The following is a 26,046-nucleotide window of genomic DNA, read 5'->3' as shown; positions in this document are numbered from 1 at the left end:
ACACTGCTGGCATCTTGCTGAACGTACACGAGAGATCACAAGGAGTGAGTTTTCAGATACTGATAGAGAGCGCGAGAGACCCCAGGAGCCGCCCCACCGCACTCTGCAACTGCTGCGTGGCCGCCGGGAGCCGGTCGGCCTGATGAGCCGGCAGGGAAATGGCCATCGTCGCGGCCGTGTTGCCCACCGTGATCGGGATCGCGGCGCACACCGTGCCCAAGGCGTACTCCTGCCGCTCCGTCACCGGCTCCATCCGCGGCATGCGTTCGAGCCGCCTGAGCAGGCTGTGACTGTCACGCACCGTGTACGGGGTGATGGACTGCACGGGGTAACGGTCGAGGTGGTCGCGGCGGGCGTCCTCGTCCAGCTGGGCCAGCAGGCACTGACCGATGGCGTGCGCGTGCCCGGTCTCACGGAAGTCGGCCCATTCCTCCACCGCCGGACAGCCCGGGCTGTCGGAGACGCACATGACCTCGATCTCGCCGTCGCGGTACATCGCGTAGTACACGGGTACGCCGATGGCGTCGCGCCAGCAGGCGAGCGTGTCGGCGACCATGCTGCGACGTTTCTGCTGTGCTCCGCTGCTGCCCAGCCGCACGGCCGCCTCACCGAGGAAGAACAGCCCTTTCTCACGGCGCAGATAGCCCTCGAACACGAGGGTGCGCAGCAGGTGGTACGCCGTGGGGAGCGCCAGTCCCGTCTCACGGGCCAGTTGTTTGGCCGGTGCTCCGTGCACGTGCTCGGCGACGGATTCCAGCAAGCGCATCGCGCGCTGCACGGAACTGATGAGGGTCGCCGAGTGCGGCTGTGCGGGGGATTCCGTCGCCTGCCGCTGCGCGGGAGGCGACGGCGAGGGGGACCGCACGGGCGGTGCGGGCCGCTCGGGAGGCCGGATGCGGGCTCCTTGAGCCGGAACGGCGGGTTGGGCGATTGCGGTGGGTACGGGGGGCTCCGCGGATGCGGTGTCGACCGTGGCCAAGGATCACTCCCGAAGCGCGAGGGGGCATCCCGTGTGGGGGGACACGGGAGGGGACGTACGCCGCTCGCGGGGTCGTCGTCCCCGCGTCGAGTTCCGGACTCTAATCGTCCGCCACCGCTCGCAGACGGCCTGGCCGGGAGATTTCCCTCGCGCGAGGGAACCGGTGATTCCTGTTACCGATCGCCGGTTGTCCCGGGCGCATCGCTCACCGCTCGCCCCGGTCGCTCACCAGTCGCTCCGTGAGGAGGAGCTCGTCGTGAACTTGCGTACGACGTAGATCAGTCCGCCGACCAGTGCCACAAAGACCAGCACCTTGAAGAGCAGTCCGATGACGAAGCCGACCACACTGGCTATCAGGCCGCCGAACACAACCAGGGCGATGACCGGCACCGCGACCCACTTCACCCACCACGGCAGTCCCGCGAAGATCTCTCGCATCGCCCTTTACCTCTCTGGTGCCCGGCACTCCTGGTGCCGGATCTTCCGATGTCCTGCACTCGATGCTAGGGCGAGGAGGGGGTCCAACGGGGGCCTCGCATCCCTTGTCCGCCCCTGACTGATCCCCTAGGGAACCCCGAGGTCGCAGGTCAGCTCTCCGGGGGAGAGAACACCACCAGGACCCGGAGGTCCTCGCTGATGTGGTGGAACTTGTGTGCGACGCCGGCCGGCACGTACACCACGCTGCCGCGGGCCACCTGGGTGGTCTCCAGTCCTACGGTGATCGCGGCACGGCCGCTCACAATGAAGTAGACCTCGTCCTGATTGTGCGGCTTCTGTGGATCATGCTCGCCCGCGTCGAGTGCGTACAGGCCGACGGACATGTTCCGCTCCCGCAGAAACTGCAGGTAGGCACCCTCATTGGCGGCGCGTTCCGCCTCCAGTTCATCCAGCCGGAATGCCTTCATCGCCCTCGTCCGCCCTTGTCCCACTGCTCGTAGCCGATCTCGTCTGCCACGATCAGACACATGAAGAATTTCGTAGTCAAGACGATCGCCAACGCGGGCGCCCTGGCGGTCGCCGTATGGCTGCTCGACAAGATCACCCTGACCGGTGACAGCACGGGCAAAAAGGTCTGGACACTGATCCTCGTCGCCCTGGTCTTCGGTCTGGTGAACTTCCTGGTCAAGCCGGTGGTGAAGGTGCTGACCTTCCCGCTGTTCATCCTCACGCTCGGCCTGATCACCCTGGTCGTGAACGCGCTGATGCTGCTGCTCACATCGTGGCTGGCCGACAAGCTGGACCTGAGCTTCCACGTCGAGGGCTTCTGGACCGCCGTCGTCGGTGGCCTGATCATCTCGATCGTGTCCTGGGCACTGAACGTCGTCCTACCCGACGGGGACTGAGCGCCCCATGACCTACCGCGTCTGCTTCGTCTGCACCGGCAACATCTGCCGCTCCCCGATGGCCGAGTCCGTCTTCCGTGCCCGCATCCAGGAGGCCGGGCTGGACGGCCTGGTCGAGGTCGACAGCGCGGGCACGGGCGGCTGGCACGAGGGCGACGGCGCCGACCCACGCACCGTCACGGTCCTGGGGAACAACGGCTACGACAGCGAGCACACCGCCCGGCAGTTCCAGGTCTCCTGGTTCTCCCGCCTCGACCTCGTCATCGCCCTCGACGCCGGCCATCTCAGGGCTCTGCGCCGCCTGGCGCCCTCCGCGGAGGACGCGCAGAAGGTGCGGCTGCTCCGTTCGTACGACTCCTCCGCGGGCGCCGACCTCGACGTACCGGACCCGTACTACGGGGGCCTGGACGGCTTCGAGGAGTGCCTTGAGATGGTGGAGGCGGCGAGCGACGGCCTGCTCGCCGCGGTACGTGAGCACGTGGAGGGACGGGCGGCATGAGCCGTACGACTGGGCAGGGGCTGCCTTCCGACAGCGGTGACGGCATGAGCGGTACGAGTGAGCAGGGGCCGCTTCCCGCCGGCGGCGACGGCACGCGCGCGGTGCGGGCCGGGCTGCCCGAGCCGGTCAAGCACGAGCCGACCCTGCCCGGTCCGGTGTTCGCCGCCCATTTCCATCTGCCGGGTGAGGTGACGGGTCCGTACGGCTACGGCCGCGACGACAACCCGACCTGGACCCTGCTGGAGCGCGCCATCGGCGAGTTGGAGACACCCGGGCAGGACGGCGTCGAAACGCTCGTGTTCGCCTCGGGCATGGCCGCCACCTCCTCGGTGCTCTTCTCGCAGCTGCGCGCCGGCGACGCGGTTGTCCTGCCCAGCGACGGCTACCAGGCGCTGCCCCTGGCGCGCGCCCAACTGGAGGCGTACGGCATCGAGGTGCGCACCGCGCCGACCGGCGGCGACGCCCAGCTCGACGTCCTCGACGGCGCGAAGCTGCTGTGGATCGAGAGCCCGTCGAACCCGGGGCTCGACGTCTGCGACATCCGGCGGCTCGGCGAGGCGGCACACGCGCGTGGCGCCCTCGTCGCCGTCGACAACACGCTCGCTACGCCCCTTGGGCAGCGACCGCTGGAGCTCGGCGCCGACTTCTCCGTGGCCAGCGGCACCAAGCAGCTGACGGGACACGGCGACATCCTCCTGGGATACGTCACCGGCCGCGACGCCGAGGCCATGGCCGCCGTACGCCGTTGGCGCAAGATCGTCGGGGCGATTCCGGGGCCCATGGAGGCCTGGCTCGCGCATCGTTCGATCGCCACCCTCCAGCTGCGCGTCGACCGGCAGAACGCGAATGCCCTGATGCTTGCCGAGGTGCTGCGGGAGCGGCCCGAGGTGACCGGGCTGCGTTATCCGGGGCTGCCCGACGACCCCTCGCACAAGATCGCCGCGCAGCAGATGCGGCGCTATGGGTGCGTGGTCTCCTTCACGCTGCCCACACGCGCGCGTGCCGAGCGCTTCCTCGACGCACTGCGGCTCGTGGACGACGCGACCAGCTTCGGCGGGGTGCGATCCACCGCCGAACGGCGTCGACGCTGGGGCGGGGACGACGTGCCGGAGGGCTTCATTCGCTTCTCGGTCGGTGCCGAGGACCCCGAGGACCTGGTGGCGGATGTGCTGCGTGCGCTGGACGCATCGGCGCAGTGACCGCCCGGCGCCCACGCGGGTCGGTGTCCGGCTACGCACAACGGACGGTCCGAGCCTCCCCCCTCGTGGCTCGGACCGCCCTCGGTTCTGCGCGCGAAGAACCGCGCGACCAAGGCTAGTTGACTCTGTGTCAGTGTCCAATCACAGTAGCGACAGAGACCTATCGACATATTTATAGTTGGGCCCTGCCTCGGGGCCGGGAGATGGGGGCAGAGAAGAGGAGGACGTCGCCATGGACCTGGCCTTACTGCGCACCTTTGTGACGGTGCACCGGGCCGGCTCCTTCACCCGCGCCGCCGCCTTGCTCGGCCTGTCGCAGCCGGCCGTCACCTCGCAGATCCGCACCCTGGAGCGGCAGCTGGGTCGCCCTCTGTTCCTGCGGCAGGCCCGTGGGGTGACCCCGACGACCATCGGCGACGAGCTCGCCCACAAGGCCGCGCCACATCTCGACGCCCTGGTGGAGATCGCCGAGACCGGGCTCGACGACGAGTCCTCCCTGCGGACACTGCACCTCGCCGGGCCTCCCGAGTTCACCGCTGAGCGGGCGCTGCCCGCGCTCACGGCGCTGACCGGCGAGGACGGCCAGGGCTTCGCCCTGCGCACATCCTTCGGCAACGCCGAGGAAGTGCTGGAGGGACTGGCCGCCGGGCATCACGATCTGGCCATCAGCACGGCCCGTCCGCGCGGCGCCCTGCTCACGGCGACTGCGCTCTGCGACGAAGAGCACGTTCTGATAGCCGCCCCACGCTGGGCCGAGATGCTCGGTTCCGGGGAGCAGCGCCACAAGGGGGCGCGGGCTCTGGACGCCCTCACCACCGTCAAGGGGACGCGGTGCCCGGAGAACGTCCCTTTGATCAAGGGAGCACCAGAGCTGGAGAACGTCCCCGTGGTCGAGGTCCACGAGTCGCTGCCGTTCGTCTCCCGCTACTGGGCTTCCGTCTTCGACTGCCGCCCGGCCGCCCCGGGCACCGTCATAGTCCCCGACCTGCGCGCGGTCCTCGCCTGCGCGGCCGCGGGCGCCGGGCTCGCGGTGCTGCCCCGCTATCTGTGCGCACCCGCCTTGGAGCGTGGTGACGTCGTCGCGCTGCACGATCCGGCGGTGCCGCCGCTGCGGACGTACTTCCTGGTGGTGCGCACCGGCACGCTGGCGATGCCGCATATCGCGCGGGCCCATGAGTGGCTCCTGCGGGCGGCCGACGACTGGTGCTGAGCCCTCCTTCTCGGCTGATCACTCGGTGAGCTCATCTGATGACGTTTCGCGATGTTTCACGTGGAACCAGCCGGGCCACATTTCTCCCATGACCGTCCGACCCGTGGTCAAGCGCACCGCCCGTGCCGTTCTGCTGGACGGTGACGACCTGATCCTGATCAAGCGCACCAAGCCCGGCATGGATCCCTACTGGCTCACCCCCGGCGGCGGGGTCGAGCCGAAGGACACGACCGTCGTCGACGCCCTGCACCGCGAGGTGTACGAGGAACTCGGCGCCAAGATCACCGATGTGGTGCCGTGCTTCGTCGACACCGTCGAGCACATCGGCGAGGACGGCGGCGCGACCGGAGTGAAGGTGCAGCACTTCTTCGTCTGCCGACTGGAGTCCATGGACCCGGCCCTGCGGCACGGTCCCGAGGTGGACGAGCCCATCGGCGAGTACGAGATCGTCCGGGTGCCGTTCACTCGCGTCGGCATTGCCTCCGTCCATCTCGTACCGCTGTCGCTGCGGCACTATCTGGACGGCAACATCGAGGGTGTACGCGCCATGCACGCCCCCGACCTGGGCTGATGTCCGGCACCTGTCACTGAGCCGTGGCGACGAGCTCTTCCACCGAGTCGTGGCGTATGCGCTCCGAGGGGATGCCGATGTCCCTGAGCGCGTCGACCCCGCTGCGGATCATTCCGGGTGGGCCCGAGAGATAGGCGTCGTACTCGTTCCACGGGCCGTACTCGCGTATGGCGTCGGGGAGCTGGAGGTGCGCCTGCTGGTCGACGACGGCGCGGACCGAGAGCCACGGGTGGGACTGCTGGAGTCTGAGCATCGTGTCGATGTCGTAGAGGTCGTGGTCGGTGCGGGCGCCGTAGAACACCTCGACCGGGCGGCGTTCGCCGTGCTCGGCGACGTCCTCGACGAGCGCCTTGATGGGGGCTATGCCGGTGCCGCCGCCCAGACAGAGCAGGCCGCTGTCGGTGGTGTGGTCCACGGTCATCGAACCGGCGGGCGGACCGAGCCGGATGATGTCGCCGGGCCGGGCGCGGTGCACCAGGGCGTTGGAGACCCAGCCTGCGGGGACGGCCTTCACATGGAACGACAGCAGCCCGTCGGAACGGGGGGCCGAGGCGAAGGAGTAGTGCCGCCAGATCCGCGGCCACCAGGGCGTCTCCACGCTCGCGTACTGCCCGGCGAGGAAGGGGTAGGGCTGGTCGGGGCGGACCGTGACGACCGCGACGTCCTGTGTTCTGAGGTCGTGCGACACGACCTCCGCGTACCACCAGGCGGGGGCGCGCAGCTCGTCCGCGGCCGCCGCGTCGATCATGACCTGCGAGATCGTCGTGTACGCCCGGATCCAGGCCGCCTCCGTCTCCGCGGTCCAGATGCCGGAGGCGTACTTACTCAGGGCGCCGATGAGGCACTCGCCGACAGCCGGGTAGTGCTCGGCCCGGGTGCCGTACTTGCGGTGGCCGCGGCCGAGGTTTTGCAGATAGTCGACGAGGACCTCGGTGTTGTCGATGTGCTCGGCCGCGGTGAGCAGCGCCTTGAGCAGGCGGTCCCGCTGGGTGTCCATCGCGGCCGGGAACAGCGATCTCAGGTCGGGGTAGCGCACGAAGAGCAGCGCGTAGAAGTACGACGTGACCTTGTCGGCGACAGGGCCGACCTCGGCCATGGTCCGTCGGATCAGTACGGCGTCCGGGGAGGGGTCACCGGGCGGGGAGGCGTCACCGGGCCGGGCGGCGTCACCGGGCCGGGCGGCGTCACCGGGCGGGGCTGCGCGCTGGGCGGGCACGCGCTGTTCGGCGGGCGGGGGCTCGGTGGGCGGCGCTTGGGCCGGTGGTGGCGACGCGGGAGGCTCTTGAGCGGGCAGGGCTTGGGTCTGGGCGGATATCGGAGGCGATATCGCGGAGGCCTGTATCAGGGCGGGCTCGCCGGTCGAGATGGGTTGTACGTCGGCGGTCGCCCCGGAAGGCCGTCCGTCGCCGACGGCCACGGTGGACTGAGGTTCGCCGTTGGCCAAGGTGGGTTGTCGTGCGTCGTCGGTCGTCGAGGCGGGTGGTGCGGTGTCCTCTGTCGACGCATGCGTGTCGGTGCCTGTCGCGGTCCTGCCCACGGGGCGCATCGCGGCCAGACGGCTGCCCTCGGCCGGCTCCTGTTCGCTGCCGGAAGTCGCTGCCGGCTTCTTGCGCGGCGTGAACCAGCCGCCCCCGCCGCCGGAAGTGCCGTTGTCGGCCGACGTGGTGGTCGGAGCGTCCATGGTGTGCCTCGCCTCGAACATCTTTCGGTCGGTCTGCGCACTTCCTCGGTCGGGAGGTGCCTGCTTCCCCCGCAGATGGCTTGCTTTCCTAGTGCCCGCAGCCAAGGTGGCCACATTCAACCCGTGTTCCGGCTCTGTACGGACAAGTAAGGCGAGAGTGTGACATTGGCCGCAGCACTCTCACCGCAGCGTCCCACTCGGCACGGATGCCCGGCCGCATAACCGGAAATACGGGTCTTCGATCTCTCCGTCCCGTTAGCTGCATTGCCTCGCTCTCGGCACGCACAGGGTGCCCAGTCGACGCTCCCCCACCCTGACACGAACCGGAGTCGACCATACCGGCCACTGCTCCGCACACAAGTCCCCCCCTCCTCCGCCACGAATGCGAGCGGGGGCGAACCATCAATTCCTTCAATTACCGGGCGTGCCGCACCAATTCATAGGCTTCCCACAGATCCCGGCCCATGTAGGAGTGAGTCGAGATACCGGACAGGTGGCGGTCCGCATTGATCGCGACGGAGGTCGGCACCGCGCCGAAGAGGTCCTTGTCCGACATCGAGTCGCCATACGCGATGCAGTCGGCCCGCGTCAGCCCGAACTCCTCGCACAACCGGTCGGCGATCAGGACCTTGGCCGCGGCACTCAGCACGCCGGCCGGGTCCACAGGATCGGTGAAGGGCACGGCGGGAAAGCGGGATCCGTACGCCGCATGAGCGCCCCAGCCAGTGAGCCGCTCCACGAAGAAGGAGGGCGAGAGCGACACAACGGCACAGTAGTCGCCGTTCTTCCTGATCTCCGCCCACACGTCTCGGATACGCGCAAGCCATGGAGCCCCTTCGAAGGCCGCTGTCACATGCACCTCGGTGAGTTCCGCCCAGAGGGCGTGCACCTGCGTCGCGTACTCGGGCGGTCCGATCAGTCCCGCTCCGATCGCCTGATCGAGCGCCACCGCCTCGGCCTCCAACCCGAGTTGCCGGGAAATCTCCACCGGTGCGGTGGTTCTGTGCAACAACGTGCCGTCGAGGTCGAAGAGATGAAGTCTCGCCATGTCCGTAAGGCTAGAGGGCGCGGTTCCTAGCGCGATCGCCATCTGGACCATCACCGTTCGCCGGTGTTTCACGTGAAACACACCGCGTCTGTTCGCAGGCTGTGCAGTTGGCCATGACATGGCCAAAAGCTCGTACGTCCGCCCGGAAACAGGTGGACGTCGAGGGCACCCGTCGGACAGCCTGACTTGCGTGCCGACTCCTTCCTCCACAGCTCTGCCCATTCGCCGTCTGACGCTTCGCGATCTCACCGCCTGCGCTGACTTGTCCGAGGACCGGGGGTGGCCACGCGAGGAGCACAAGTGGGGCTTTCTCCTCGCGGCCGGGAAGGGCTACGGCATCGACGACCCCGACGGCGGACTCGTCAGCGCCTGCGTGGTCACCGAGTACGGCCCTCACGACCGCCCCGTTCTCGGGTCGATCGGCATGGTGCTGGTCGCCGAGCGGCATGCCCGCCAGGGGATCGGACGCCGGCTGATGCGTCACATCGTCTCGGCGATGGGCACCACACCCCTGACTCTGCACGCGACACCGTACGGCCGCCCGCTCTATGAGGAACTCGGCTTCAAGATCACCGGCCGGGCCGAAATGCTGCGCGGGCGCTTCACTGCTGGTGAGCCGGAGTCCGAGATCATCACGCGTGCGGCGACCGCCGAGGATCTCACCGCCATTCTCCGTCTCGACGAGGAGGTGTTCGGCGCCGATCGCACGCACATCGTGACCCGCCTGCCCGCCTTCGCCGACCAGTTGCGCGTCGCCGAGGAAAGCGACCGGATCATCGGCTACGCGGCCGCCTGGCCCAACATGGACACGCATGTTGTCGGCCCGCTGATCGCCCGTGACACACGGACGGCCAAGGCTCTGTTCGCTTCCCTCGCCGCCCACACCAACCGCCCGCTGCGCACCGACATCGACGTACGGCACGAAGAATTGCTGGTGTGGGCGAAGGAGCACGGACTGGCGTCCGTCGCTTTCAACGCGGTCATGACGTACGGCATCGCCGAACTCCCCGGAGACTGGACCCGGCGCTTCGCTCCGGTGACGGTGGCGGCGACCTGAGACGCTCCAGACGCCGAGCCTACGTGGGGCACACCCGCATAGAGTGCGGCCACGGGAGATCTTGAGATACGGCCCGCCAGGGCGGAGGACGTCCCCGCGATCGTCACCATGCTCGCCGACGACCCGTTGGGCGCCCAGCGTGAGTCGCCGGACGACCTGACACGGTATCTGGCGGCGCTGGAGCGCCTCACGCCCGACCCCAACCAGCATCTGGTCGTCGCTGTCCGCGAGGGCCGTGTCGTCGGCACACTGCAACTCACGATCATTCTCGGGCTGTCCCGGCGCGGCTCGACCAGATCGATCATCGAGGGAGTGCGTGTCCACGCCGATGAGCGCGGCAGTGGCCTGGGTACGCAGTTGATCGAGTGGGCGATCGACGAATCCCGGCGTCAGAACTGCCGGCTGGTCCAGCTCACCTCCGACAACACCCGCACGGACGCCCACCGCTTCTACGAGCGGCTCGGCTTCACGGCTTCCCACGTGGGCTTCAAGCTCCCTCTGTGACCCGGCAAGGGTCCTGTTTCACGTGAAACAGGACCCTTGCCGCGTGACCGCGACTAGCCGATGCCCCGCCACCCCGCGGGGTCCACGCCACCGGGCACGGAAGCCCCCTCGTCGTACGGCTGACGCGTCAGGACGAACGACCCGAGGTCCAGGTGGCTCACCGACCCGTCCGGACGTCGTACGGCCTTCAGGAGCTCCCCGGCGTAATAGCCCTCCAGGCCCGTCCAGGTGCCGTCACCGTTCACCCGGAACCTCGAGCGGCGGCCATTGCCGGAGAGAGGCTCCAGTGAGACGAGTCCGTCGGCCGTCAGACGCAGGGCGAAGGCATGTGTTCCCCAGTACCACTGACCCGCCAACTCCAGGAAGGCGGTGTCGACTTCGGTCAAGGGCCGCCATGGATCAGGAATGCGCGGCTCGGCCTCCGCGACGATCCGTACGAGATCGGCGCCTACGGCCGACAGCAGCGGGCCGGAGGTGCAGTTGGCCAGCACCACCGCCGCGACGTCGTCCGTCACGCTGATGGTGAGGTTGGCCAGGAAGCCCGGCAGAGAACCCGAGTGCCCCACGAGCAGCCGGCCGTCCCGGTGCTGGATCTGCAGTCCGAGGCCGTACGTCGTGCCGTCCGCGACATCCGCGGCCTCGGCCGGCGCGGCGGGCATCCGCATCTCCCGCACGGTGGAAGCGCCCAGCACCCGGTCGTCCCCCTTCGCCAGGAAGACCGCGAACCGCGCCAAGTCACCGCTGGTGGACCAGAGTTGACCGGCCGGAGCCATTCGACCAAGGTCCTCGGCGGGCTCGGGCAGCAGCACATCGGCCCAGGGGTGCACCGCCCAGCCGCCCGCGTGCGGCGCCTGCGGTCGCGTACTCGTACGATCGAGGCCCAGAGGTTCGAGCACTTCGCGCCGCAATACCTCCTCCCACGGAGCCCCACGCAGCTTTTCGACGAGCGCGCCCAACAGGGTGTAACCGGGGTTGGAGTAGTGGAAGCGACGGCCGGCCGGGTGCAGGAAGGGCTGCTCGCCCAGTACGTCGGCGAGTTCGGGCCGCAAGGATCCCGGGGTGCGCTCCCACCACGGGGCGGGTGACTCGGCGGCCAATCCGCTCGTGTGAGCGAGCAGTTCGGCGATGGTGGCCTCCCCCGCGCCGGTGCCCGGCACATGCTTCTCCAGCGGGTCACCGAGATCCAGCAGGCCCTCGTCACGCAGCCGCAGGACGAGAACGGCGGTGAAGGTCTTGGTGATCGAGCCGATCCGGTACTGCACGTTCTCATCCGGCCCATGCCCGTCCACCGAGGTTCGCGCGCCGTGCCACACGGTTCGCCCGTCCCGGACGACCGCAGCGACGAGCGAGGGGGCCCGCCCTTCTGCCTGGGTCAGGGCGATCCGGTGCAGCAGCGCCCGACTCGTGCCGGGAAGCAGCTCTTCGTGAGGTGTCGTCATGCCCCCCAGTCCATCCCGTGGGGCACTCGGGCGTCGAGCTCATTTAGCCCCGGAGCGGCCGGTCAGGTCTGGGCCATGTCCACAAAGCGTGAGTAGTGGCCCTGGAAGGCGACCGTGATCGTCGCCGTCGGGCCGTTACGGTGCTTGGCCACGATCAGGTCGGCCTCGCCCGCACGTGGGGACTCCTTCTCGTAGGCGTCCTCGCGGTGCAGCAGGATGACCATGTCGGCGTCCTGCTCGATGGAGCCGGATTCACGCAGGTCGGAGACCATCGGCTTCTTGTCCGTGCGCTGCTCGGGGCCACGGTTGAGCTGGGAGAGCGCGATGACCGGCAGCTCCAGCTCCTTGGCCAGCAGCTTGAGGTTTCGGGACATGTCCGAGACCTCCTGCTGACGGCTCTCGGCACGCTTGGAACCGCCGGATTGCATCAGCTGGAGGTAGTCGATGACGACCAGCTTGAGGTCGTTGCGCTGCTTGAGGCGTCGGCACTTGGCGCGGATCTCCATCATCGACAGGTTCGGGGAGTCGTCGATGTAGAGCGGGGCGGCCGAGACGTCCGGCATTCTTCGGGCCAGGCGTGTCCAGTCCTCGTCGGTCATCGTGCCTGAGCGCATGTGATGCAGGGCGACCCGGGCCTCGGCGGACAGCAGACGCATCGCGATCTCGTTGCGGCCCATTTCGAGGGAGAAGATGACGCTCGGGAGGTTGTTCTTGATCGATGCCGCGCGCGCGAAGTCCAGCGCGAGCGTGGACTTGCCCATGGCGGGACGGGCGGCGATGACGATCATCTGGCCGGGGTGCAGGCCGTTGGTGAGCGAGTCGAAGTCCGTGAACCCTGTGGGGACGCCGGTCATCTCGCCACTGCGTGAGCCGATCGCCTCGATCTCGTCGAGTGCGCCCTCCATGATGTCGCCGAGCGGCAGGTAGTCCTCGCTGGTGCGCTGCTCGGTGACAGCGTAGATCTCGGCCTGGGCCCGGTTGACGATCTCGTCGACGTCGTCGTCGGCCGCGTACCCCATCTGCGTGATGCGGGTCCCGGCCTCGACCAGCCGACGCAGGACCGCGCGCTCGTGGACGATCTCCGCGTAGTACTCGGCGTTGGCCGCCGTCGGCACGGTCTGGACAAGAGTGTGCAGATACGACGCCCCGCCGACCTTGTTGATCTCGCCACGCTTGGTGAGCTCGGCGGCGATCGTGATGGGGTCGGCCGGCTCGCCCTTCGCATAGACGTCGAGGATCGCCTGGAAGATCGTCTCGTGTGCGGGCTTGTAGAAGTCGTGGCCTTTGAGCACCTCGACGACGTCCGCGATGGCGTCCTTGGACAGGAGCATGCCACCAAGAACGGACTGTTCGGCGTCGAGGTCCTGTGGGGGGACGCGCTCGAAGGACGCACCGCCGCCGTCCCAGGCGCCGCTCTCCCGGCCGCGCTCGTGCTGCTCGTCGCGCCCCGGGGCTCCGTCGCTGCGGCGGCGGGAGGCGGGCAGACGATCACTGGGACCGCTGTCGGCCCACGGGTCGTCCAAGGGCTCGGAAATGCTCACCGAGCCACCTCCTCCCGTCCGCGGAGCGGACCTTCGCCGTGCCCCTCTTTTCTACGGCACGCCACTGACAAATGAGACGCCCAACTCCGGTTCTGACGCGTCGGGTTTGTGGTGATTCACGAGCCGACGGACGGAGTGGGCGCCGGACAACCGTAGGCCCGCGGGCACCGTCAGCCAATCCGGTTATCCACAGGCCATGTGGACGACGGCCCCGATGCTGTGGAGAACTCCGCAAAACCTGTGCACGACGCGGTGGACAGGCCTGTGAACAAGCTGCGGCACTTTTCGCGACAGACGACCTGACCTGCGGTTTTCCCGTCCACCGGCTGTGCAGAAGAAAAACTTCCCAAGTCGGATCAAGATCCTTTCAGGTGGTGCACAAGAGTGCGCCACACGCGATCACAAGTAAGGGCCACACGGCCATTGCATCTATTACCTGTGGACGATTAGATTGATGCTCATGACACAGGCTCCCGCGACCCCCAGGGCCAACCGGCGACAGCACGACCGAGAGATCGTCGCGCTGGCCGTCCCGGCCTTCGGCGCACTCGTCGCCGAGCCCCTCTTCGTCATGGCCGACAGCGCGATCGTGGGCCATCTCGGCACCGCGCAACTCGCAGGACTCGGCGTCGCATCCGCCCTCCTGATGACTGCTGTCAGCATCTTCGTCTTCCTGGCCTACGCCACCACCGCCGCCGTCGCCCGACGCGTCGGCGCGGGCGACCTGCCGGCCGCCATCCGCCAAGGCATGGACGGCATCTGGCTGGCCTTGTTGCTCGGCGCCGCCGTCATCGTCGTCGTCATGCCCACGGCACCGGCCATCGTGGACCTCTTCGGCGCCTCCGACACCGCGTCCCGGTACGCGACCACCTATCTACGGATCTCGGCACTGGGCATCCCGGCCATGCTCGTCGTACTCGCCGCGACCGGAGTGCTGCGTGGCCTGCAGGACACCAGAACACCGCTCTACGTCGCCGTCGCGGGCTTCGTCGCCAACGCCGCCCTCAACGTCGGCCTCGTCTACGGCGCCGACCTCGGCATCGCGGGCTCCGCCTGGGGCACCGTCATCGCCCAGTGCGGCATGGCCGCGGCCTACCTCGTAGTGGTTGTCCGCGGCGCCCGCAGGCACGGTGCCTCACTGCGCCCCGACGCCGATGGGATCAGGGCATCCGCTCAAGCCGGCGTTCCCCTGCTGGTCCGCACGCTCTCGCTGCGAGCGATCCTGATGATCGCCACAGCCGTCGCGGCCCGCCTCGGTGATGCCGACATCGCCGCGCACCAAATCATTCTGTCCCTGTGGAGCCTGCTCGCCTTCGCTCTCGACGCCATCGCCATCGCCGGCCAGGCCATCATCGGGCGGTATCTCGGCGCCGGCGACACCCAGGGTGCGCGTCAAGCGTGCCGCCGCATGGTGGAGTGGGGCATAGCGGTGGGTGTCATGCTGGGCGTCCTGGTCGTGATCGCTCGGCCGGTGTTCTTGCCGCTGTTCACCAGCGACTCCGTCGTCAAGGACGCCGCCCTGCCCGCTCTGGTGATCGTGGCTCTCGCGCAGCCGATCTGCGGCATCGTCTACGTCTTGGACGGAGTCCTGATGGGCGCCGGCGACGGCCCCTATCTGGCATGGGCGATGCTGCTCACTCTGGCGGTCTTCACGCCGGCCGCCCTGCTCGTGCCTGCCCTGGGCGGCGGACTGACAGCCATCTGGACCGCCATGACACTGATGATGGCGGTGCGCATGCTGACCTTGTGGCTGCGTGCCCGCTCCGGCCGCTGGCTGGTGACAGGAGCGACTCGCTGACCGTTTCACGTGAAACCCTCTTGTCCGACCGCCCTGACCGTTTCACGTGAAACATGACCACCCATGCCCGGCCCCGACATGCGGAAGGGGCCGCACCGTTGCGGGTACAGCCCCTTCTCGGCGTTCAAGCCGAGCGCAGCGATCAGGCCGCGACGACCTCGATGTTGACCTTGGCGGCAACCTCGGGGTGCAGACGCACGGACGTCTCGTGCGCGCCCAGGGTCTTGATCGGCGCGCCGAGCTCGATACGGCGCTTGTCGACCTCGGGGCCACCGGAAGCCTTGATCGCGGAAGCGATGTCGGCCGGGGTGACGGAACCGAAGAGACGACCAGCGTCGCCGGAGCGGACAGCCAGGCGAACCTTGACACCCTCGAGCTGGGCCTTCACAGCGTTGGCCTGCTCGATGGTCTGGATCTCGTGGATCTTGCGAGCACGACGAATCTGCTCGACGTCCTTCTCGCCACCCTTGGTCCAACGGATCGCGAAGTTCCGCGGGATCAGGTAGTTGCGAGCGTAACCGTCCTTGACGTCGACGACGTCGCCCGCGGCACCGAGGCCGGAGACCTCGTGGGTGAGGATGATCTTCATGTGTCGGTCACCCTTCCCTTATCGCGCGGTGGAGGTGTAGGGCAGCAGCGCCATCTCACGGCTGTTCTTGACGGCCGTGGCGACGTCACGCTGGTGCTGCGTGCAGTTGCCGGTCACGCGGCGGGCACGGATCTTGCCGCGGTCGGAAATGAACTTCCGCAGCATGTTCGTGTCCTTGTAGTCCACGTACGTGACCTTGTCCTTGCAGAAAGCGCAGACCTTCTTCTTCGGCTTGCGCACAGGCGGCTTCGCCATGGTGTATCTCCTGTGTGATCAAGAAGTGTGGGTACGGCCCACCCTCGGCCCTAAGGCCTAGAAGGGGGGCTCGTCCGAGTAGCCGCCGCCCTGCTGACCGCCGCCGGAGCTTCCGCCCCAGCCGCCGCCACCGCCGCCCTGGTTGCCACCGGCGGGAGCGCCGGTCGCCCACGGGTCGTCGGCGGGAGCACCGCCGCCCTGCTGACCGCCGCCGGGGCCACCACCCCAGCTGCCGCCACCCTGGCCGCCGCCACCGCCGCCGCCGTAACCGCCCTGGCCACCGCGGCCGGTGGTCTTGGTGACCTTGGCCGTGGCATTGCGCAGGCTGGCGCCGACTTCCTCGACGTCCAGCTCGTAGACCGTGCGCTTGACGCCCTCACGGTCCTCGTAGGACCGCTGCTTCAGCCGGCCCTGCACGATGACGCGCATGCCTCGCTGGAGCGACTCGGCGACGTTCTCCGCCGCCTGACGCCAGACCGAGCAGGTCAGGAACAGGCTCTCGCCGTCCTTCCACTCGTTCGTCTGGCGGTCGAAGGTGCGGGGGGTGGACGCGACACGGAACTTCGCGACCGCCGCACCGGACGGGGTGAAGCGCAGCTCGGGGTCGTCGACAAGATTGCCGACGACCGTGATGACGGTCTCGCCTGCCATGGGGGAACCTCTCGGCGGGTTTGCTGCTGGCTGCTGGTGCTGCTACTCGAATCCCGGGATCAGCTGAGCGGGAGAGCTCAGTGGGTCTCGGGGCGGAGGACCTTGGTCCGGAGGACCGACTCGTTCAGGTTCATCTGGCGGTCGAGCTCCTTGACGACCGCAGGCTCGGCCTGCAGGTCGATGACCGAGTAGATGCCCTCGGGCTTCTTCTTGATCTCGTACGAGAGACGACGACGGCCCCAGGTGTCGACCTTCTCGACCTTGCCGTTGCCCTCACGGACGACGGAGAGGAAGTTCTCGATCAGAGGCGCGACGGCGCGCTCCTCCAGATCGGGGTCGAGGATGACCATCACCTCGTAGTGACGCATGTGGAACCCACCTCCTTTGGACTCAGCGGCCACGGTCGTTCCGTGGCAGGAGGGTTGTGATGCGTACGCAACGGTATCGGCCGCCACTGACAATTGAGGCTCCCGCGTGGAAGTCGCTGTCGTGACGTGGGCAGACACCGGTGCAGACGGTACAGAGTACCCGCATACCCGCTTGCGGTTGAAATCCGGCCTCGGGGACCGTCAATCTGTACACATCGGGTGTGTATGGCGCTACGATGCGCCGCCTTTCGCAGGAGGTGCCCTATGGCACAAGCAATGCGACCCAATACCGTCGGAGGGCTGTTCGCCACGGACGGCAAGCCCCATCCGCTCCAGGACACGCTGCTCGCGGTGACCCTGGTGCTGGGCATCACGTCTTTCGTCACGGCGATGTTCCACGACCTGCACCTGCTCAGCTCCTGGACCGGCTTGGTCGGCCTCGTCACCGGGGCGTACGGCCTGTGGATCTCGGAGACGACCCGCGAACGCTTCGGCCTGATCCTGGGCCTGGGCGCCGCAGGAGTCGGTTTCTTCCTCGGCATGGCGCACGGCGGTCTCTTCGGTGGGGTCGTCGGCTGACGCCACGGACACCGTTCACCGAACACCCCATAACGCACTACGGAATGCCTCGGCGGCCAACAGGCCGGGGCCAAGGTTCCGTACGCCCAGTCGGGGCGCTCGCAAGGCGCAGTAGGCTTCCGCACCAGAGCCGGAGCCCCTGTACCCATGGGGACACACCAGCCCGAGGAGCGCCCCGAATGAGCCTGACCCTGAGGACGATCAGTCGCGAGCAGCATCTGGCGTACGTCCAGAGCCTGCCGTCGGCGAGCCACATGCAGGTTCCGGCCTGGGCGGACGTCAAGGCGGAGTGGCGCTCCGAGAGCCTCGGCTGGTTCGACGACCGCACCGGCGAGATGGTCGGTGCGGGCCTCGTCCTCTACCGGCAGCTGCCCAAGATCAAGCGCTACCTCGCCTATCTCCCCGAGGGCCCGGTCATCAACTGGTTCGCGCCGAATCTCACCGACTGGCTGGAACCGATGCTCGCGCACCTCAAGCAGCAGGGCGCCTTCTCCGTGAAGATGGGCCCGCCAGTGATCATCCGGCGCTGGGAGGCCGGGTCCATCAAACAGGGCATCCAGAACCCGGACGTGAAGCGGCTGCGCGACATCGAGGCCGACTTCATCGAGCCGCGTGCCTTCGAGGTCGCCGACAAGCTGCGCCGGATGGGCTGGCAGCAGGGCGAGGACGGGGGCGCCGGCTTCGGCGACGTACAGCCGCGCTACGTCTTCCAGGTGCCGCTGGCCAATCGTTCCCTGGAAGAGGTCCACAAGAACTTCAACCAGCTGTGGCGCCGCAACATCAAGAAGGCCGAGAAGGCCGGCGTCGAGGTCGTCCAGGGTGGCTACCACGACCTCGAGGAATGGCAGCGGCTGTACGAGATCACGGCCGTGCGTGACCACTTCCGGCCCCGCCCGCTGTCGTACTTCCAGCGCATGTGGACGGCCCTCAACACCGAGGACCCCAACCGCATGCGGCTGTACTTCGCCCGTCACAACGGCGTGAATCTGTCGGCGGCGACGATGCTCATCGTCGGCGGCCACGTCTGGTACTCCTACGGCGCCTCCGACAACATCGGCCGCGAGGTCCGGCCCTCGAACGCGATGCAGTGGCGGATGCTGCGCGACGCCTACGCACTCGGCGCCACCGTCTACGACCTGCGAGGCATCTCCGACTCTCTGGACGAGACCGATCACCTCTTCGGCCTGATCCAGTTCAAGGTGGGCACGGGCGGCCAGGCCGCCGAGTACCTCGGTGAGTGGGACTTCCCGCTGAACAAGCTGCTCCACAAGGCGCTCGACATCTACATGTCGCGCCGCTGAGCTCCAGCCGTTTGCTTCGATAGCTTCCATACCTCTGATACACCGCAGCCACGAGAAAGGTTCCAGGTCCGGCCATGGCGCTCACGCTCTACGTCGACACCGCGCGCTGGCGGGCGCACCACAAGCACGTGCAGGAGCAGTTCCCGGGCCTGGTCCCGGTCTGCAAGGGCAACGGCTACGGCTTCGGACACGAGCGGCTCGCGGAGGAAGCCACGCGGCTCGGCTCGGACGTCCTCGCCGTGGGCACGACGTACGAGGCCGCTCGGATCAAGGACTGGTTCGGCGGTGACCTGCTGGTCCTGACGCCGTACCGACGTGGCGAGGAGCCAGTGCCGCTGCCCGACCGGGTCATCCGCTCGGTGTCGTCGATCGACGGTGTCTACGGCCTCGTGGGAGCCAGAGTGGTCATCGAGGTGATGTCCTCTATGAAGCGGCACGGCATCAGCGAGAAGGACCTGCCCCAACTGCACGCGGCCATCGAGAACGTCCGCCTGGAAGGCTTCGCGATCCACCTGCCGCTGGACCGGACCGACGGCTCGGACGCCGTCGAGGAGGTCATCGGCTGGATGGACCGGCTGCGCGCGGCCCGTCTGCCGCTGCACACGATGTTCGTCAGCCACCTCAAGGCCGAGGATCTCGCCCGGCTGCAACAGCAGTTCCCGCAGACCCGCTTCCGCGCCCGCATCGGCACGCGGCTGTGGCTGGGTGACCACGAGGCCACCGAGTACCGCGGCGCGGTCCTGGACGTCACACGCGTCTCCAAGGGGGACCGCTTCGGCTACCGGCAGCAGAAAGCGGCCTCCGACGGCTTCCTGGTGGTCGTGGCGGGCGGTACTTCGCACGGAGTGGGCCTGGAAGCTCCCAAGGCCCTGCACGGCGTCATGCCGCGCGCCAAGGGCGTCGCCCGGGCCGGCCTCGCCACAGTCAACCGGAACCTTTCTCCGTTCGTCTGGGGCGGCAAGCAGCGCTGGTTCGCCGAGCCCCCGCACATGCAGGTCTCGATCCTGTTCGTGCCGGCCGACGCCCCGGAGCCGAAGGTCGGCGAGGAGCTGGTGGCTCATCTGCGGCACACCACCACACAGTTCGACCGGCTCGTCGACCGCTGAGCATCGTAGAGACAGGCGAAAGGCCGTACACGGAAGTTCCGTGTACGGCCTTTCGCCTGGGCGCCTGGGCAACCCCTGTTCGCTCAGAGCGAACGGCCGTCCGAGTCCCGACTGCCCCATTCCACTTGGGGCCCGTCGAAGTGAGCGCCGTGCCGCGGTGGATGAGCGGCAGGGCCGACAACGAAGACGTCCTCAGCGCGGTCGAGCACCCCGCCCGAGGGGTCGTCATCACCTGCCCGGCGCACGACGTCCCGCTCCGGCATGAGGATGTCGCGCACGACCAGGACGCACAGGTACAGCGTGCCCAGCAGATGCAGGGCGATGGCCCAGTGGTACCCGTCGGTCGGCAGGCCCTTGTGGGCGTCTCCGCTGGTCGTGTACGCGAGGTACATCCAGATCCCCAGGAAGTACGCCACCTCGCACGCCTGCCAGATCAGGAAGTCACGCCACTTCGGCCGGGCCAGCGCGGCCAGCGGAACCAGCCAGAGGACGTACTGCGGCGAGTAGACCTTGTTGGTCAGGATGAACGCCGCGACGATCAGGAAGGCGAGCTGGGCGAAACGCGGACGGCGCGGGGCGGCCAGGGTGAGCGCCGCGATGCCCGCGCAGCACAGCAGCATCAACAGCGTGGCCATCGTGTTGACGGTGTCGGTGCTGGGCGGGTTGCTCGAGTTCTGGGTCCAGATCAGCCAGAACGACCCGAAGTCGACGCCCCGTTCCTGGCTGAACGTGTAGAACTTCGACCAGCCGTCGAAGGCGAACAGCATCACCGGCAGATTCACCACCAGCCAGGCGACGGCCGCGCCCACCAGAGCCATCCCGTACTCCCGCCACTTGCCCGCGCGCCAGCACAGCACGAGCAGCGGGCCGAGCAGCAGGAAGGGATAGAGCTTGGCGGCCGTGGCGAGCCCCAGCAGGACACCGAAGGCGAGGGAGCGGCCCCGCGACCACATCAGCATCGCGGCGGCCGTCAGAGCGACCGCCAGCAGGTCCCAGTTGATGGTGGCAGTCAGGGCGGCCGCAGGCGCCAGGGCGACCAGCAGGCCGTCCCAAGGACGCCGGGCGTGCGTCCGGGTCACAGACACGGCGATGACGGCGACGCACACCATCAGCATCCCGGCGTTGACCATCCAGTACCACTGCTCCTGGTCCTGAATGCTCCCGCTGCCGGGCGTGAGCCAGGAGGCGACCTCCATGAAGACACCGGTCAACACCGGGTACTCGAGGTACTGCATGTCGCCGGGGAGCTTGTCGAAGTACGGCACGAGCCCGTCGGCGAAGCCTCGCCCCTGGTAGAGGTGCGGGATGTCCGAGTAGCACGCGTGCGTGTACTGCGAGCTGGCACCGAAGAACCAGGCGCCGTTGTAGCAGGGCGCCTTCTGGACCAGGCCGAGGGCGAACATGCCGATCGCCACCAGCGCGATCACCCGGACGGGAGTCCACCAGGACGTCCCCAGCAGGGCACGCCGTCCGATCGGGCCACCGATCAGTTCGCTGCCACTCGCGGCCACCGCGTCGTCCTTGGTCGGCCGCACCGGGTCTGGTCCGTGCACGCTCGCTTGCGTCGATTCTGCGCTGGGCATGCCGCCCATCCTGCCGTACGTCCCTGAGACTCCCCCAGCTCTACGTCCGACGACGCCGGCTGCGCTGCTGAGACCGCCGTCCCGGTGCCCAAGCCTGTTCGGGATCTCTACGAATCTCGGGGCAGCTCAGCCACTGACGCCGACGCGGTGGCCCCCTGCCCAGCCGGCTTCCCCAGTATGAAGCCGTGCACCCTTGAATATCCCGGCAGTAGAGTGACAGGAGATCGAATGAATCACCCTGCACCTGACGGAACCCACAACTTCCAGGAACTGTGGCAGCGATTCGAGGACTGGCTCCGGCGGAACGCCAGGAGTATCCGATGCTGAAATATCCAAGCTGGAGGACGCAATCGGATTCTCGCTCCACGATGATCTGTAATCGATTCTCGCGGAACACGATGGGGTCACGCCGCGCAGGTCCAGCATGGAACCCGGCGCTTTCATCATCGGCTACAGCCTGCTCGATACGGAAAACATTCTGATGTGGTCGGGCGCACAGCTCACGGCCAGTGGGTTCTCTTCTGAGAAGTCGGTCCAGCTTAGACGACGACCGCGATCTCCTCGGCGCTGGTCACGCACACGTTGTCGATCCACTGATCCGTGTCGACCCCGGTTCGGCCTGCAAGCAGGGGTTGGCCATGCGTAGTCGGCCATGCGTAGTCGGCCATGCGTAGTCGGCCATGCGTAGTCAGCCGACGGCTTGTAGTCCTAGAGCTTGTCGATCCAGCGGTTCGGGCACGTCTCCTGCGCGCGGACCACGCCGAAGATCACTGAATCACTGAGCGGTCCGGGTTTCTGGAAACAGACCTTCCACTGCTGCGGGGTGACGCGCTCGAGCTGGCCCTTCCCGTTCGCCTCGCTGAGGGCGTAGCCGTAACGCGCTCTCACCGCCCCGTCGATCGCATCGGGCAGACTCTTGCCCACTTGACTGGGCAGCGGAGCCATCGGGCTCATGGCAGGGACGGTAGCCTCTGCAGGCTCTCCTCCTGTGGCCTCGCCGCAACCGGCCGCTGCGGCGAGGCACGCAGTGAACAGCGCGCCGTACAGTGCTCTATGGGCGGCTCTGCGGTTCAACAGGCGCATCCTTCATATTCTTCGGGCGGGCGTACTAATGTGGTGCGGACCCCCACCTAGCCCGCACCGCCGCGAAGTCGGTTCAGGCCGTGCCGCCCACCCAGTAGCCGCACCCAAGGATCTTGTAGCCGCTGTACTCGCCGTAGCAGGCGTTGTAGCGAACATGCGTGCCCTCGGCGATGTCCATGTTGACGTCGCGCGTGGTGTTGACCCCGTTGGGGTTCCAGTAGGTGATGTGACGAGTGCCGTACTCGATCTCCGAGACGGCCGAGTGCCCATCCTTGTTGTTGTCCAGGATGTAGAGGTGCTCGCCATCAGGCTGGAAGTACGTCCGCGATCCGTTCGAATTGGCACCCGCGTCCCAACCGATGGAACCCCAGTCAAACGCCTGGGCGGCCGTGCCCGCCAACGTGAGGGTTGCCGCGATGGGCAGCACAACGAGAGAGCGCTTCAGCGCACGCATGGTTGAGGTCCTTTCAGAAAGCCCGCTCCAGCCTCGAAGACCTGCCTGCCCCAGCATCAGATGCGGCAGGCGCTGACCAATTGTGGTCGACGAGCGAGCAACATTCGAACAGAAACTTATGATCGAGTAACAGAGAAGTCAACAGATCTTGAGCGAGGCAAACGACTCAAGGGGGTCTCGTGCAGAACGGCAAAGACTCGACCGTTACTGCGAGTTGCGACGCCGCGCGGCCGTAGGACAGACGACGGCCGGCGCCGGCCATGCCCACAGCGGTCAGCACGTCCCAAACCACCCCGCTGTCCACATACGCGCAGTGAGGCCGAGCCCCGGATTGCGGGGTCGGCCTCACTCAGAGCAACTGGGTCACCTCGGTCGCGAGCTGTCGCCCTGCCTACCCGAAGATGCCTCCGTTGCCATTGCCTCTGCTGTTGCCGGTCTCGCCCGTCTCTGTGGGCGTGGGCGTGGGCGTCACCCCTCCGTCAGTGCCGCCGGTGTCCGTTCCGCCGGTGTCACCGGGAGGGGGGCACTGGAAGCCGAAGCAGGTCTCGGTCGGCGAGGGTGTCGGACTGGTCGTCGGCTCGCTGGGCGTCGGGCTCGGCGTCGGACTGGCCGACGAGGGCTCCTCGCTGGGCGTGGGAGCAGGCGTCGGGGTCGGGACGTCGTTGACGATCTCGCCGATGGGATCCGGGGTCGGGAAGTCCTCCGCCGGCTCGCCCTTCAGCGCCTGTTCCATGTAGTCGTGCCAGATCTGGGCCGGGAACGAAGCACCGTGGATCTTCTTCTCGCCACCCGTTCCGAACATCTCCAGGAACTCGCGGTTCTTCTTGGTCTCGTCGTCGTCCAGCCGGAACATGCTGATCGAGGTGGCCAGCTGCGGTGTGTAGCCGACGAACCAGGCGGACTTGTTGCCGTCGGTGGTACCGGTCTTGCCCGCCACGTCACGTCCAGTCAGCTGGGCGGCGGTACCCGTGCCGTCCTCGACCACGGTCTTGAGCACGTCCGTGACGTTGTCGGCGACGATTGACTCGAAAGCCTGCCTGGTCTGCACCTCGTGGCTGTAGACCGGGCCGTCCTTGTCCGTGACCTTCGTGACGGAGAACGGCTCGCGCTGCTTGCCGCTGGCCGCGAAGGTGGCGTACGCGCCCGCCATGCGGATCGCGCTGGGGTCGGAGATGCCGATGGAGAACGACGGATAGTTGGTGCCGGCGAGGCTGTTCTCCTTGAGGCCCGCGTCCATGGCCGCCTCCTTCACCTTGTCCAGCCCGACATCCATGCCGAGCTGCACGAAGGCGGAGTTCACCGACTCCCGCATCGCCTCCCGGAGGTCGATCCGGTAGTTCGGCGGAGCGCCGTACGACTGCTGGCCGTCGTTCTCCTGGAGCCACTCCTTGTCCTTCTCGTTCTTCCAGATCTCCCCGTCGTACGTCTTGATCTTGAGATCGTTCTTGCCGCTGTACAGGCTCTTCGGGGAGACCTTGGTGCGCTCGTCCTGTGCCTGGTTCGGTCCGAGATCCTTGTCGCGTACACCCCACTTCATCGCCGCGGCCAGCACGAGCGGCTTGAAGGTCGAACCGACCTGGGCGCCGGTCGCGTCGGCGTTGTTGGTGAAGTGCTTCGTCGCGTCCTCGCCGCCGTAGATGGCCTTGATGGCGCCGGTCGCCGGATCCACGGAAGCACCGCCGAACTGGACGTGGGTGTCCGTCTTCGGGCGCTCCTTGGGCTTGATCTTCGCCTTCTGGACCTTCTGGACCGCCTTCTCGAGTTCGTTGACCTTCTTCTTCTCAAAAGTCGTATAGATCGAGTAGCCGCCCTGCCGCAGTTTGTCCTCGGTGATCCCGGTCTCGGCGCTGTTCCTGATCAGCGAGGCGCTCGCGAGGTCGACGAGGTAGCCGATCTGGCCGCTGAGCGCGGTGTTGGAGCGCGGGTTCTGCCACTGGGGGAGCTTGGTGTACTTGGCCCGCTCCGTGGCGCTCAGATGGCCGTACTCGACCATCTTGTCGAGGGTGTCCTGCATCTGTGCCAGGGCCCGCTTCTGGTTGGCCTCGGGGGTGGCGGCTGGGTCGATGGACGTCGAGCCCGCCGGGTCGTAGTACGTGGCGCCCTTGAGCGTTGCCGCCAGGAAGGCACACTCACCCGCGTCCAGGTCGACGGCGTCCTTGTTGAAGTAGGCACGCGCGGCCGCCTGGATTCCGTAGGCCCCGCGTCCGTAGTACGCGGAGTTCAGGTAGCCGGCCATGATCTCGTCCTTCGAGACCGTGGTCCCCACCTTGACCGAGATGAAGATCTCCTTGAACTTACGGCTGATCGTCTGCGACTGGTCGCCCAGCCTGGCGTTCTTCACGTACTGCTGGGTGATGGTGGAACCACCCTGTGTCTCGCCACCACTGGCCATGTTGAACACGGCACGGGCGATGCCCTTGGGGTCGATGCCGCTATCGGTGTAGAAGGTCTTGTTCTCCTGCGAGACGACGGCGTACTGCATGTCCTTGGGAATCTGCGAGAGGTTGACGATCTGGCGGTTCGTCTCACCGCCTGTGCGGACCATCTCGCTGCCGTCCGCCCAATAGAAGACGTTGTTCTGCGCCGTCGCGGTCTGGGCGATGTTGGGAACGCTCACGAGTGCGAACCCGACACCCGCGACCGCGACCAGACTTCCGATGAAGCCGATGAACAGACCCGTGACCAGTTTCCAGGACGGCACCCAGCGCGCCGCGCCGTACCTGCCCGCCCGCGGATAGTCGACGATCCGCTTCCGGTCGGAGACGGCCGCACGTCCCCGGCCCCGCCCGGGACCGCCCGGGACGGCACGCCGGCCGGCATGGCCGGCTGGTTCGGCCGCTCTGCGTCGGCCGCCACTGCTTCTCTGTGCCGCCCGGCGGGCCTCGGCACGGCCGCCGTACGGACGCTCCTCGCCTCCCGGATCGTAGGAACCCGACCCAGGGGAACTGGTCCCATAGGAGTCGGAAGGAGACCCGGTGGCGCCTCGCGGTGCCGCGCGGCGGCCGGAGGACGAGCCGGACTGGCCGCGTCGGGCCGCGGCACGTCCGCCTCCCTGCGGCTGCGGCGGTTTGCGACGGTGCTCGCTCATCGAACGACTACTCCTCGGGCAGGCGCACCTTTGCGCGCCTGGAAACGGCGGCTGGTTTCCGGTCCCCCCGAAGTACGGATGCGGTGGGTTCCGCATTCACCCGTACTACACCAAGGACGA

General features: G+C 67.7%; 26 protein-coding genes. 11 read left to right on the top strand and 15 right to left on the bottom strand.

Annotated elements, in window-relative coordinates; translation table 11 throughout:
- Window positions 1-52: 52 nt before the first annotated feature.
- The 3 genes from CLM62_RS46850 to CLM62_RS46840 all read right to left on the bottom strand — a co-directional run bounded on the left by CLM62_RS46850 (window position 53) and on the right by CLM62_RS46840 (window position 1,884).
- The gene (locus tag CLM62_RS46850; protein ID WP_373559257.1) at window positions 53-865 is read right to left on the bottom strand and encodes an IclR family transcriptional regulator; all 813 of its coding nucleotides are present in this window, start codon (window positions 863-865) and stop codon (window positions 53-55) included.
- 339 nt (window positions 866-1,204) lie between these two features.
- Window positions 1,205-1,417: a DUF5326 family protein gene (locus CLM62_RS46845; protein ID WP_095756015.1), complete on the bottom strand. Its 213-nt coding sequence runs from the start codon at window positions 1,415-1,417 to the stop codon at window positions 1,205-1,207.
- Window positions 1,418-1,566: 149 nt separating this feature from the next.
- On the bottom strand, window positions 1,567-1,884 hold the full coding sequence (locus CLM62_RS46840) for a cupin domain-containing protein (protein ID WP_095756014.1): 318 nt from the start codon (window positions 1,882-1,884) through the stop codon (window positions 1,567-1,569).
- A gap of 60 nt (window positions 1,885-1,944) precedes the next feature.
- Between CLM62_RS46840 and CLM62_RS46835 the strand changes: the two genes are divergently transcribed.
- From CLM62_RS46835 to CLM62_RS46815, 5 genes are all read left to right on the top strand, one after another.
- Window positions 1,945-2,322, top strand: coding sequence for a phage holin family protein (locus tag CLM62_RS46835; protein WP_095756013.1), 378 nt, complete (start codon window positions 1,945-1,947; stop codon window positions 2,320-2,322).
- Window positions 2,323-2,329: 7 nt separating this feature from the next.
- Window positions 2,330-2,821 (top strand): low molecular weight protein-tyrosine-phosphatase, encoded by a 492-nt coding sequence (locus CLM62_RS46830; RefSeq protein ID WP_095756012.1) that lies wholly within the window; start codon window positions 2,330-2,332, stop codon window positions 2,819-2,821.
- Between the two features lie 44 nt (window positions 2,822-2,865).
- Window positions 2,866-4,020 carry a cystathionine gamma-lyase gene (locus CLM62_RS46825; RefSeq protein WP_095756050.1) on the top strand — a complete coding sequence of 385 codons (1,155 nt, stop codon included), beginning with the start codon at window positions 2,866-2,868 and terminating at the stop codon, window positions 4,018-4,020.
- A gap of 232 nt (window positions 4,021-4,252) precedes the next feature.
- A complete protein-coding gene (locus tag CLM62_RS46820; RefSeq protein WP_095756011.1) occupies window positions 4,253-5,230 on the top strand; it encodes a LysR family transcriptional regulator in 978 nt (325 codons plus the stop codon).
- A gap of 88 nt (window positions 5,231-5,318) precedes the next feature.
- The gene (locus CLM62_RS46815) at window positions 5,319-5,801 is read left to right on the top strand and encodes an NUDIX domain-containing protein (protein ID WP_095756010.1); all 483 of its coding nucleotides are present in this window, start codon (window positions 5,319-5,321) and stop codon (window positions 5,799-5,801) included.
- A gap of 13 nt (window positions 5,802-5,814) precedes the next feature.
- Here CLM62_RS46815 and CLM62_RS46810 read toward each other — a convergent pair whose 3' ends face one another.
- Both CLM62_RS46810 and CLM62_RS46805 read right to left on the bottom strand, forming a co-directional pair.
- Window positions 5,815-7,482: a globin domain-containing protein gene (locus CLM62_RS46810; RefSeq protein WP_179382510.1), complete on the bottom strand. Its 1,668-nt coding sequence runs from the start codon at window positions 7,480-7,482 to the stop codon at window positions 5,815-5,817.
- Window positions 7,483-7,897: 415 nt separating this feature from the next.
- Entirely contained in the window at window positions 7,898-8,530 is a 633-nt protein-coding gene (locus CLM62_RS46805) for an HAD family phosphatase (RefSeq protein WP_095756049.1), read from the bottom strand.
- 190 nt (window positions 8,531-8,720) lie between these two features.
- On the opposite strand from CLM62_RS46805, the gene CLM62_RS46800 reads away from it, so the two are divergent.
- Window positions 8,721-9,587, top strand: coding sequence for a GNAT family N-acetyltransferase (locus CLM62_RS46800; protein ID WP_095756008.1), 867 nt, complete (start codon window positions 8,721-8,723; stop codon window positions 9,585-9,587).
- A 66-nt stretch (window positions 9,588-9,653) separates the two neighbouring features.
- Window positions 9,654-10,091 carry a GNAT family N-acetyltransferase gene (locus CLM62_RS46795; protein WP_257004499.1) on the top strand — a complete coding sequence of 146 codons (438 nt, stop codon included), beginning with the start codon at window positions 9,654-9,656 and terminating at the stop codon, window positions 10,089-10,091.
- 53 nt (window positions 10,092-10,144) lie between these two features.
- Here CLM62_RS46795 and CLM62_RS46790 read toward each other — a convergent pair whose 3' ends face one another.
- Together CLM62_RS46790 and dnaB are read right to left on the bottom strand one after the other, a co-directional pair.
- On the bottom strand, window positions 10,145-11,530 hold the full coding sequence (locus tag CLM62_RS46790) for a serine hydrolase (protein ID WP_095756006.1): 1,386 nt from the start codon (window positions 11,528-11,530) through the stop codon (window positions 10,145-10,147).
- A gap of 62 nt (window positions 11,531-11,592) precedes the next feature.
- Window positions 11,593-13,071, bottom strand: a complete 1,479-nt coding sequence (gene dnaB / locus CLM62_RS46785) for a replicative DNA helicase (protein ID WP_095756005.1) — start codon at window positions 13,069-13,071, stop codon at window positions 11,593-11,595.
- A gap of 460 nt (window positions 13,072-13,531) precedes the next feature.
- On the opposite strand from dnaB, the gene CLM62_RS46780 reads away from it, so the two are divergent.
- Window positions 13,532-14,869, top strand: coding sequence for an MATE family efflux transporter (locus tag CLM62_RS46780; protein WP_095756048.1), 1,338 nt, complete (start codon window positions 13,532-13,534; stop codon window positions 14,867-14,869).
- Window positions 14,870-15,011: 142 nt separating this feature from the next.
- On the opposite strand, the gene rplI is transcribed toward CLM62_RS46780, so the two are convergent.
- The 4 genes from rplI to rpsF form a co-directional block, all read right to left on the bottom strand.
- A complete protein-coding gene (gene rplI / locus CLM62_RS46775) occupies window positions 15,012-15,458 on the bottom strand; it encodes a 50S ribosomal protein L9 (protein WP_095756004.1) in 447 nt (148 codons plus the stop codon).
- An 18-nt stretch (window positions 15,459-15,476) separates the two neighbouring features.
- On the bottom strand, window positions 15,477-15,713 hold the full coding sequence (gene rpsR, locus CLM62_RS46770; protein WP_003949403.1) for a 30S ribosomal protein S18: 237 nt from the start codon (window positions 15,711-15,713) through the stop codon (window positions 15,477-15,479).
- Between the two features lie 57 nt (window positions 15,714-15,770).
- Entirely contained in the window at window positions 15,771-16,364 is a 594-nt protein-coding gene (locus CLM62_RS46765; protein WP_095756003.1) for a single-stranded DNA-binding protein, read from the bottom strand.
- Window positions 16,365-16,441: 77 nt separating this feature from the next.
- The gene (gene rpsF / locus CLM62_RS46760; RefSeq protein WP_005482942.1) at window positions 16,442-16,732 is read right to left on the bottom strand and encodes a 30S ribosomal protein S6; all 291 of its coding nucleotides are present in this window, start codon (window positions 16,730-16,732) and stop codon (window positions 16,442-16,444) included.
- 264 nt (window positions 16,733-16,996) lie between these two features.
- Here rpsF and CLM62_RS46755 point away from each other — a divergent pair, with 264 nt between their 5' ends.
- From CLM62_RS46755 to CLM62_RS46745, 3 genes are all read left to right on the top strand, one after another.
- Window positions 16,997-17,311: a hypothetical protein gene (locus tag CLM62_RS46755; RefSeq protein ID WP_095756002.1), complete on the top strand. Its 315-nt coding sequence runs from the start codon at window positions 16,997-16,999 to the stop codon at window positions 17,309-17,311.
- Window positions 17,312-17,490: 179 nt separating this feature from the next.
- On the top strand, window positions 17,491-18,612 hold the full coding sequence (femX, locus tag CLM62_RS46750) for a peptidoglycan bridge formation glycyltransferase FemX (protein WP_095756001.1): 1,122 nt from the start codon (window positions 17,491-17,493) through the stop codon (window positions 18,610-18,612).
- A 74-nt stretch (window positions 18,613-18,686) separates the two neighbouring features.
- Window positions 18,687-19,718 (top strand): alanine racemase, encoded by a 1,032-nt coding sequence (locus CLM62_RS46745; RefSeq protein WP_095756000.1) that lies wholly within the window; start codon window positions 18,687-18,689, stop codon window positions 19,716-19,718.
- A gap of 83 nt (window positions 19,719-19,801) precedes the next feature.
- Here the strand turns inward: CLM62_RS46745 and CLM62_RS46740 are convergent, their stop codons facing one another.
- From CLM62_RS46740 to CLM62_RS46725, 4 genes are all read right to left on the bottom strand, one after another.
- Window positions 19,802-21,301, bottom strand: a complete 1,500-nt coding sequence (locus tag CLM62_RS46740; protein WP_373559256.1) for a glycosyltransferase family 87 protein — start codon at window positions 21,299-21,301, stop codon at window positions 19,802-19,804.
- Between the two features lie 708 nt (window positions 21,302-22,009).
- Window positions 22,010-22,255: a hypothetical protein gene (locus CLM62_RS46735; protein ID WP_143659285.1), complete on the bottom strand. Its 246-nt coding sequence runs from the start codon at window positions 22,253-22,255 to the stop codon at window positions 22,010-22,012.
- Window positions 22,256-22,457: 202 nt separating this feature from the next.
- Window positions 22,458-22,838: a hypothetical protein gene (locus CLM62_RS46730; RefSeq protein WP_095755997.1), complete on the bottom strand. Its 381-nt coding sequence runs from the start codon at window positions 22,836-22,838 to the stop codon at window positions 22,458-22,460.
- 391 nt (window positions 22,839-23,229) lie between these two features.
- Window positions 23,230-25,926: a transglycosylase domain-containing protein gene (locus CLM62_RS46725; RefSeq protein WP_179382509.1), complete on the bottom strand. Its 2,697-nt coding sequence runs from the start codon at window positions 25,924-25,926 to the stop codon at window positions 23,230-23,232.
- Between the last annotated feature and the right edge of the window lie 120 nt (window positions 25,927-26,046).

This window comes from Streptomyces sp. SA15 (assembly GCF_002291145.1).
In the GTDB taxonomy this organism is placed as follows: domain Bacteria; phylum Actinomycetota; class Actinomycetes; order Streptomycetales; family Streptomycetaceae; genus Streptomyces.
Note: the sequence above shows the minus strand (reverse complement) of the source record. Positions and strands in the feature narration are given on the sequence as shown.

What these genes read in the sequence shown, in the direction of transcription:
- CLM62_RS46845 (WP_095756015.1), bottom strand. Translation starts at nt 1,417, where the DNA reads ATGCGAGAGATCTTCGCGGGACTGCCGTGGTGGGTGAAGTGGGTCGCG.
- CLM62_RS46840 (WP_095756014.1), bottom strand. Translation starts at nt 1,884, where the DNA reads ATGAAGGCATTCCGGCTGGATGAACTGGAGGCGGAACGCGCCGCCAAT.
- CLM62_RS46835 (WP_095756013.1), top strand. Translation starts at nt 1,945, where the DNA reads ATGAAGAATTTCGTAGTCAAGACGATCGCCAACGCGGGCGCCCTGGCG.
- CLM62_RS46830 (WP_095756012.1), top strand. Translation starts at nt 2,330, where the DNA reads ATGACCTACCGCGTCTGCTTCGTCTGCACCGGCAACATCTGCCGCTCC.
- CLM62_RS46825 (WP_095756050.1), top strand. Translation starts at nt 2,866, where the DNA reads ATGAGCGGTACGAGTGAGCAGGGGCCGCTTCCCGCCGGCGGCGACGGC.
- CLM62_RS46820 (WP_095756011.1), top strand. Translation starts at nt 4,253, where the DNA reads ATGGACCTGGCCTTACTGCGCACCTTTGTGACGGTGCACCGGGCCGGC.
- CLM62_RS46815 (WP_095756010.1), top strand. Translation starts at nt 5,319, where the DNA reads ATGACCGTCCGACCCGTGGTCAAGCGCACCGCCCGTGCCGTTCTGCTG.
- CLM62_RS46810 (WP_179382510.1), bottom strand. Translation starts at nt 7,482, where the DNA reads ATGGACGCTCCGACCACCACGTCGGCCGACAACGGCACTTCCGGCGGC.
- CLM62_RS46805 (WP_095756049.1), bottom strand. Translation starts at nt 8,530, where the DNA reads ATGGCGAGACTTCATCTCTTCGACCTCGACGGCACGTTGTTGCACAGA.
- CLM62_RS46790 (WP_095756006.1), bottom strand. Translation starts at nt 11,530, where the DNA reads ATGACGACACCTCACGAAGAGCTGCTTCCCGGCACGAGTCGGGCGCTG.
- CLM62_RS46780 (WP_095756048.1), top strand. Translation starts at nt 13,532, where the DNA reads ATGACACAGGCTCCCGCGACCCCCAGGGCCAACCGGCGACAGCACGAC.
- rplI (WP_095756004.1), bottom strand. Translation starts at nt 15,458, where the DNA reads ATGAAGATCATCCTCACCCACGAGGTCTCCGGCCTCGGTGCCGCGGGC.
- rpsR (WP_003949403.1), bottom strand. Translation starts at nt 15,713, where the DNA reads ATGGCGAAGCCGCCTGTGCGCAAGCCGAAGAAGAAGGTCTGCGCTTTC.
- CLM62_RS46765 (WP_095756003.1), bottom strand. Translation starts at nt 16,364, where the DNA reads ATGGCAGGCGAGACCGTCATCACGGTCGTCGGCAATCTTGTCGACGAC.
- rpsF (WP_005482942.1), bottom strand. Translation starts at nt 16,732, where the DNA reads ATGCGTCACTACGAGGTGATGGTCATCCTCGACCCCGATCTGGAGGAG.
- CLM62_RS46755 (WP_095756002.1), top strand. Translation starts at nt 16,997, where the DNA reads ATGGCACAAGCAATGCGACCCAATACCGTCGGAGGGCTGTTCGCCACG.
- femX (WP_095756001.1), top strand. Translation starts at nt 17,491, where the DNA reads ATGAGCCTGACCCTGAGGACGATCAGTCGCGAGCAGCATCTGGCGTAC.
- CLM62_RS46745 (WP_095756000.1), top strand. Translation starts at nt 18,687, where the DNA reads ATGGCGCTCACGCTCTACGTCGACACCGCGCGCTGGCGGGCGCACCAC.
- CLM62_RS46740 (WP_373559256.1), bottom strand. Translation starts at nt 21,301, where the DNA reads ATGCCCAGCGCAGAATCGACGCAAGCGAGCGTGCACGGACCAGACCCG.
- CLM62_RS46735 (WP_143659285.1), bottom strand. Translation starts at nt 22,255, where the DNA reads ATGAGCCCGATGGCTCCGCTGCCCAGTCAAGTGGGCAAGAGTCTGCCC.
- CLM62_RS46730 (WP_095755997.1), bottom strand. Translation starts at nt 22,838, where the DNA reads ATGCGTGCGCTGAAGCGCTCTCTCGTTGTGCTGCCCATCGCGGCAACC.
- CLM62_RS46725 (WP_179382509.1), bottom strand. Translation starts at nt 25,926, where the DNA reads ATGAGCGAGCACCGTCGCAAACCGCCGCAGCCGCAGGGAGGCGGACGT.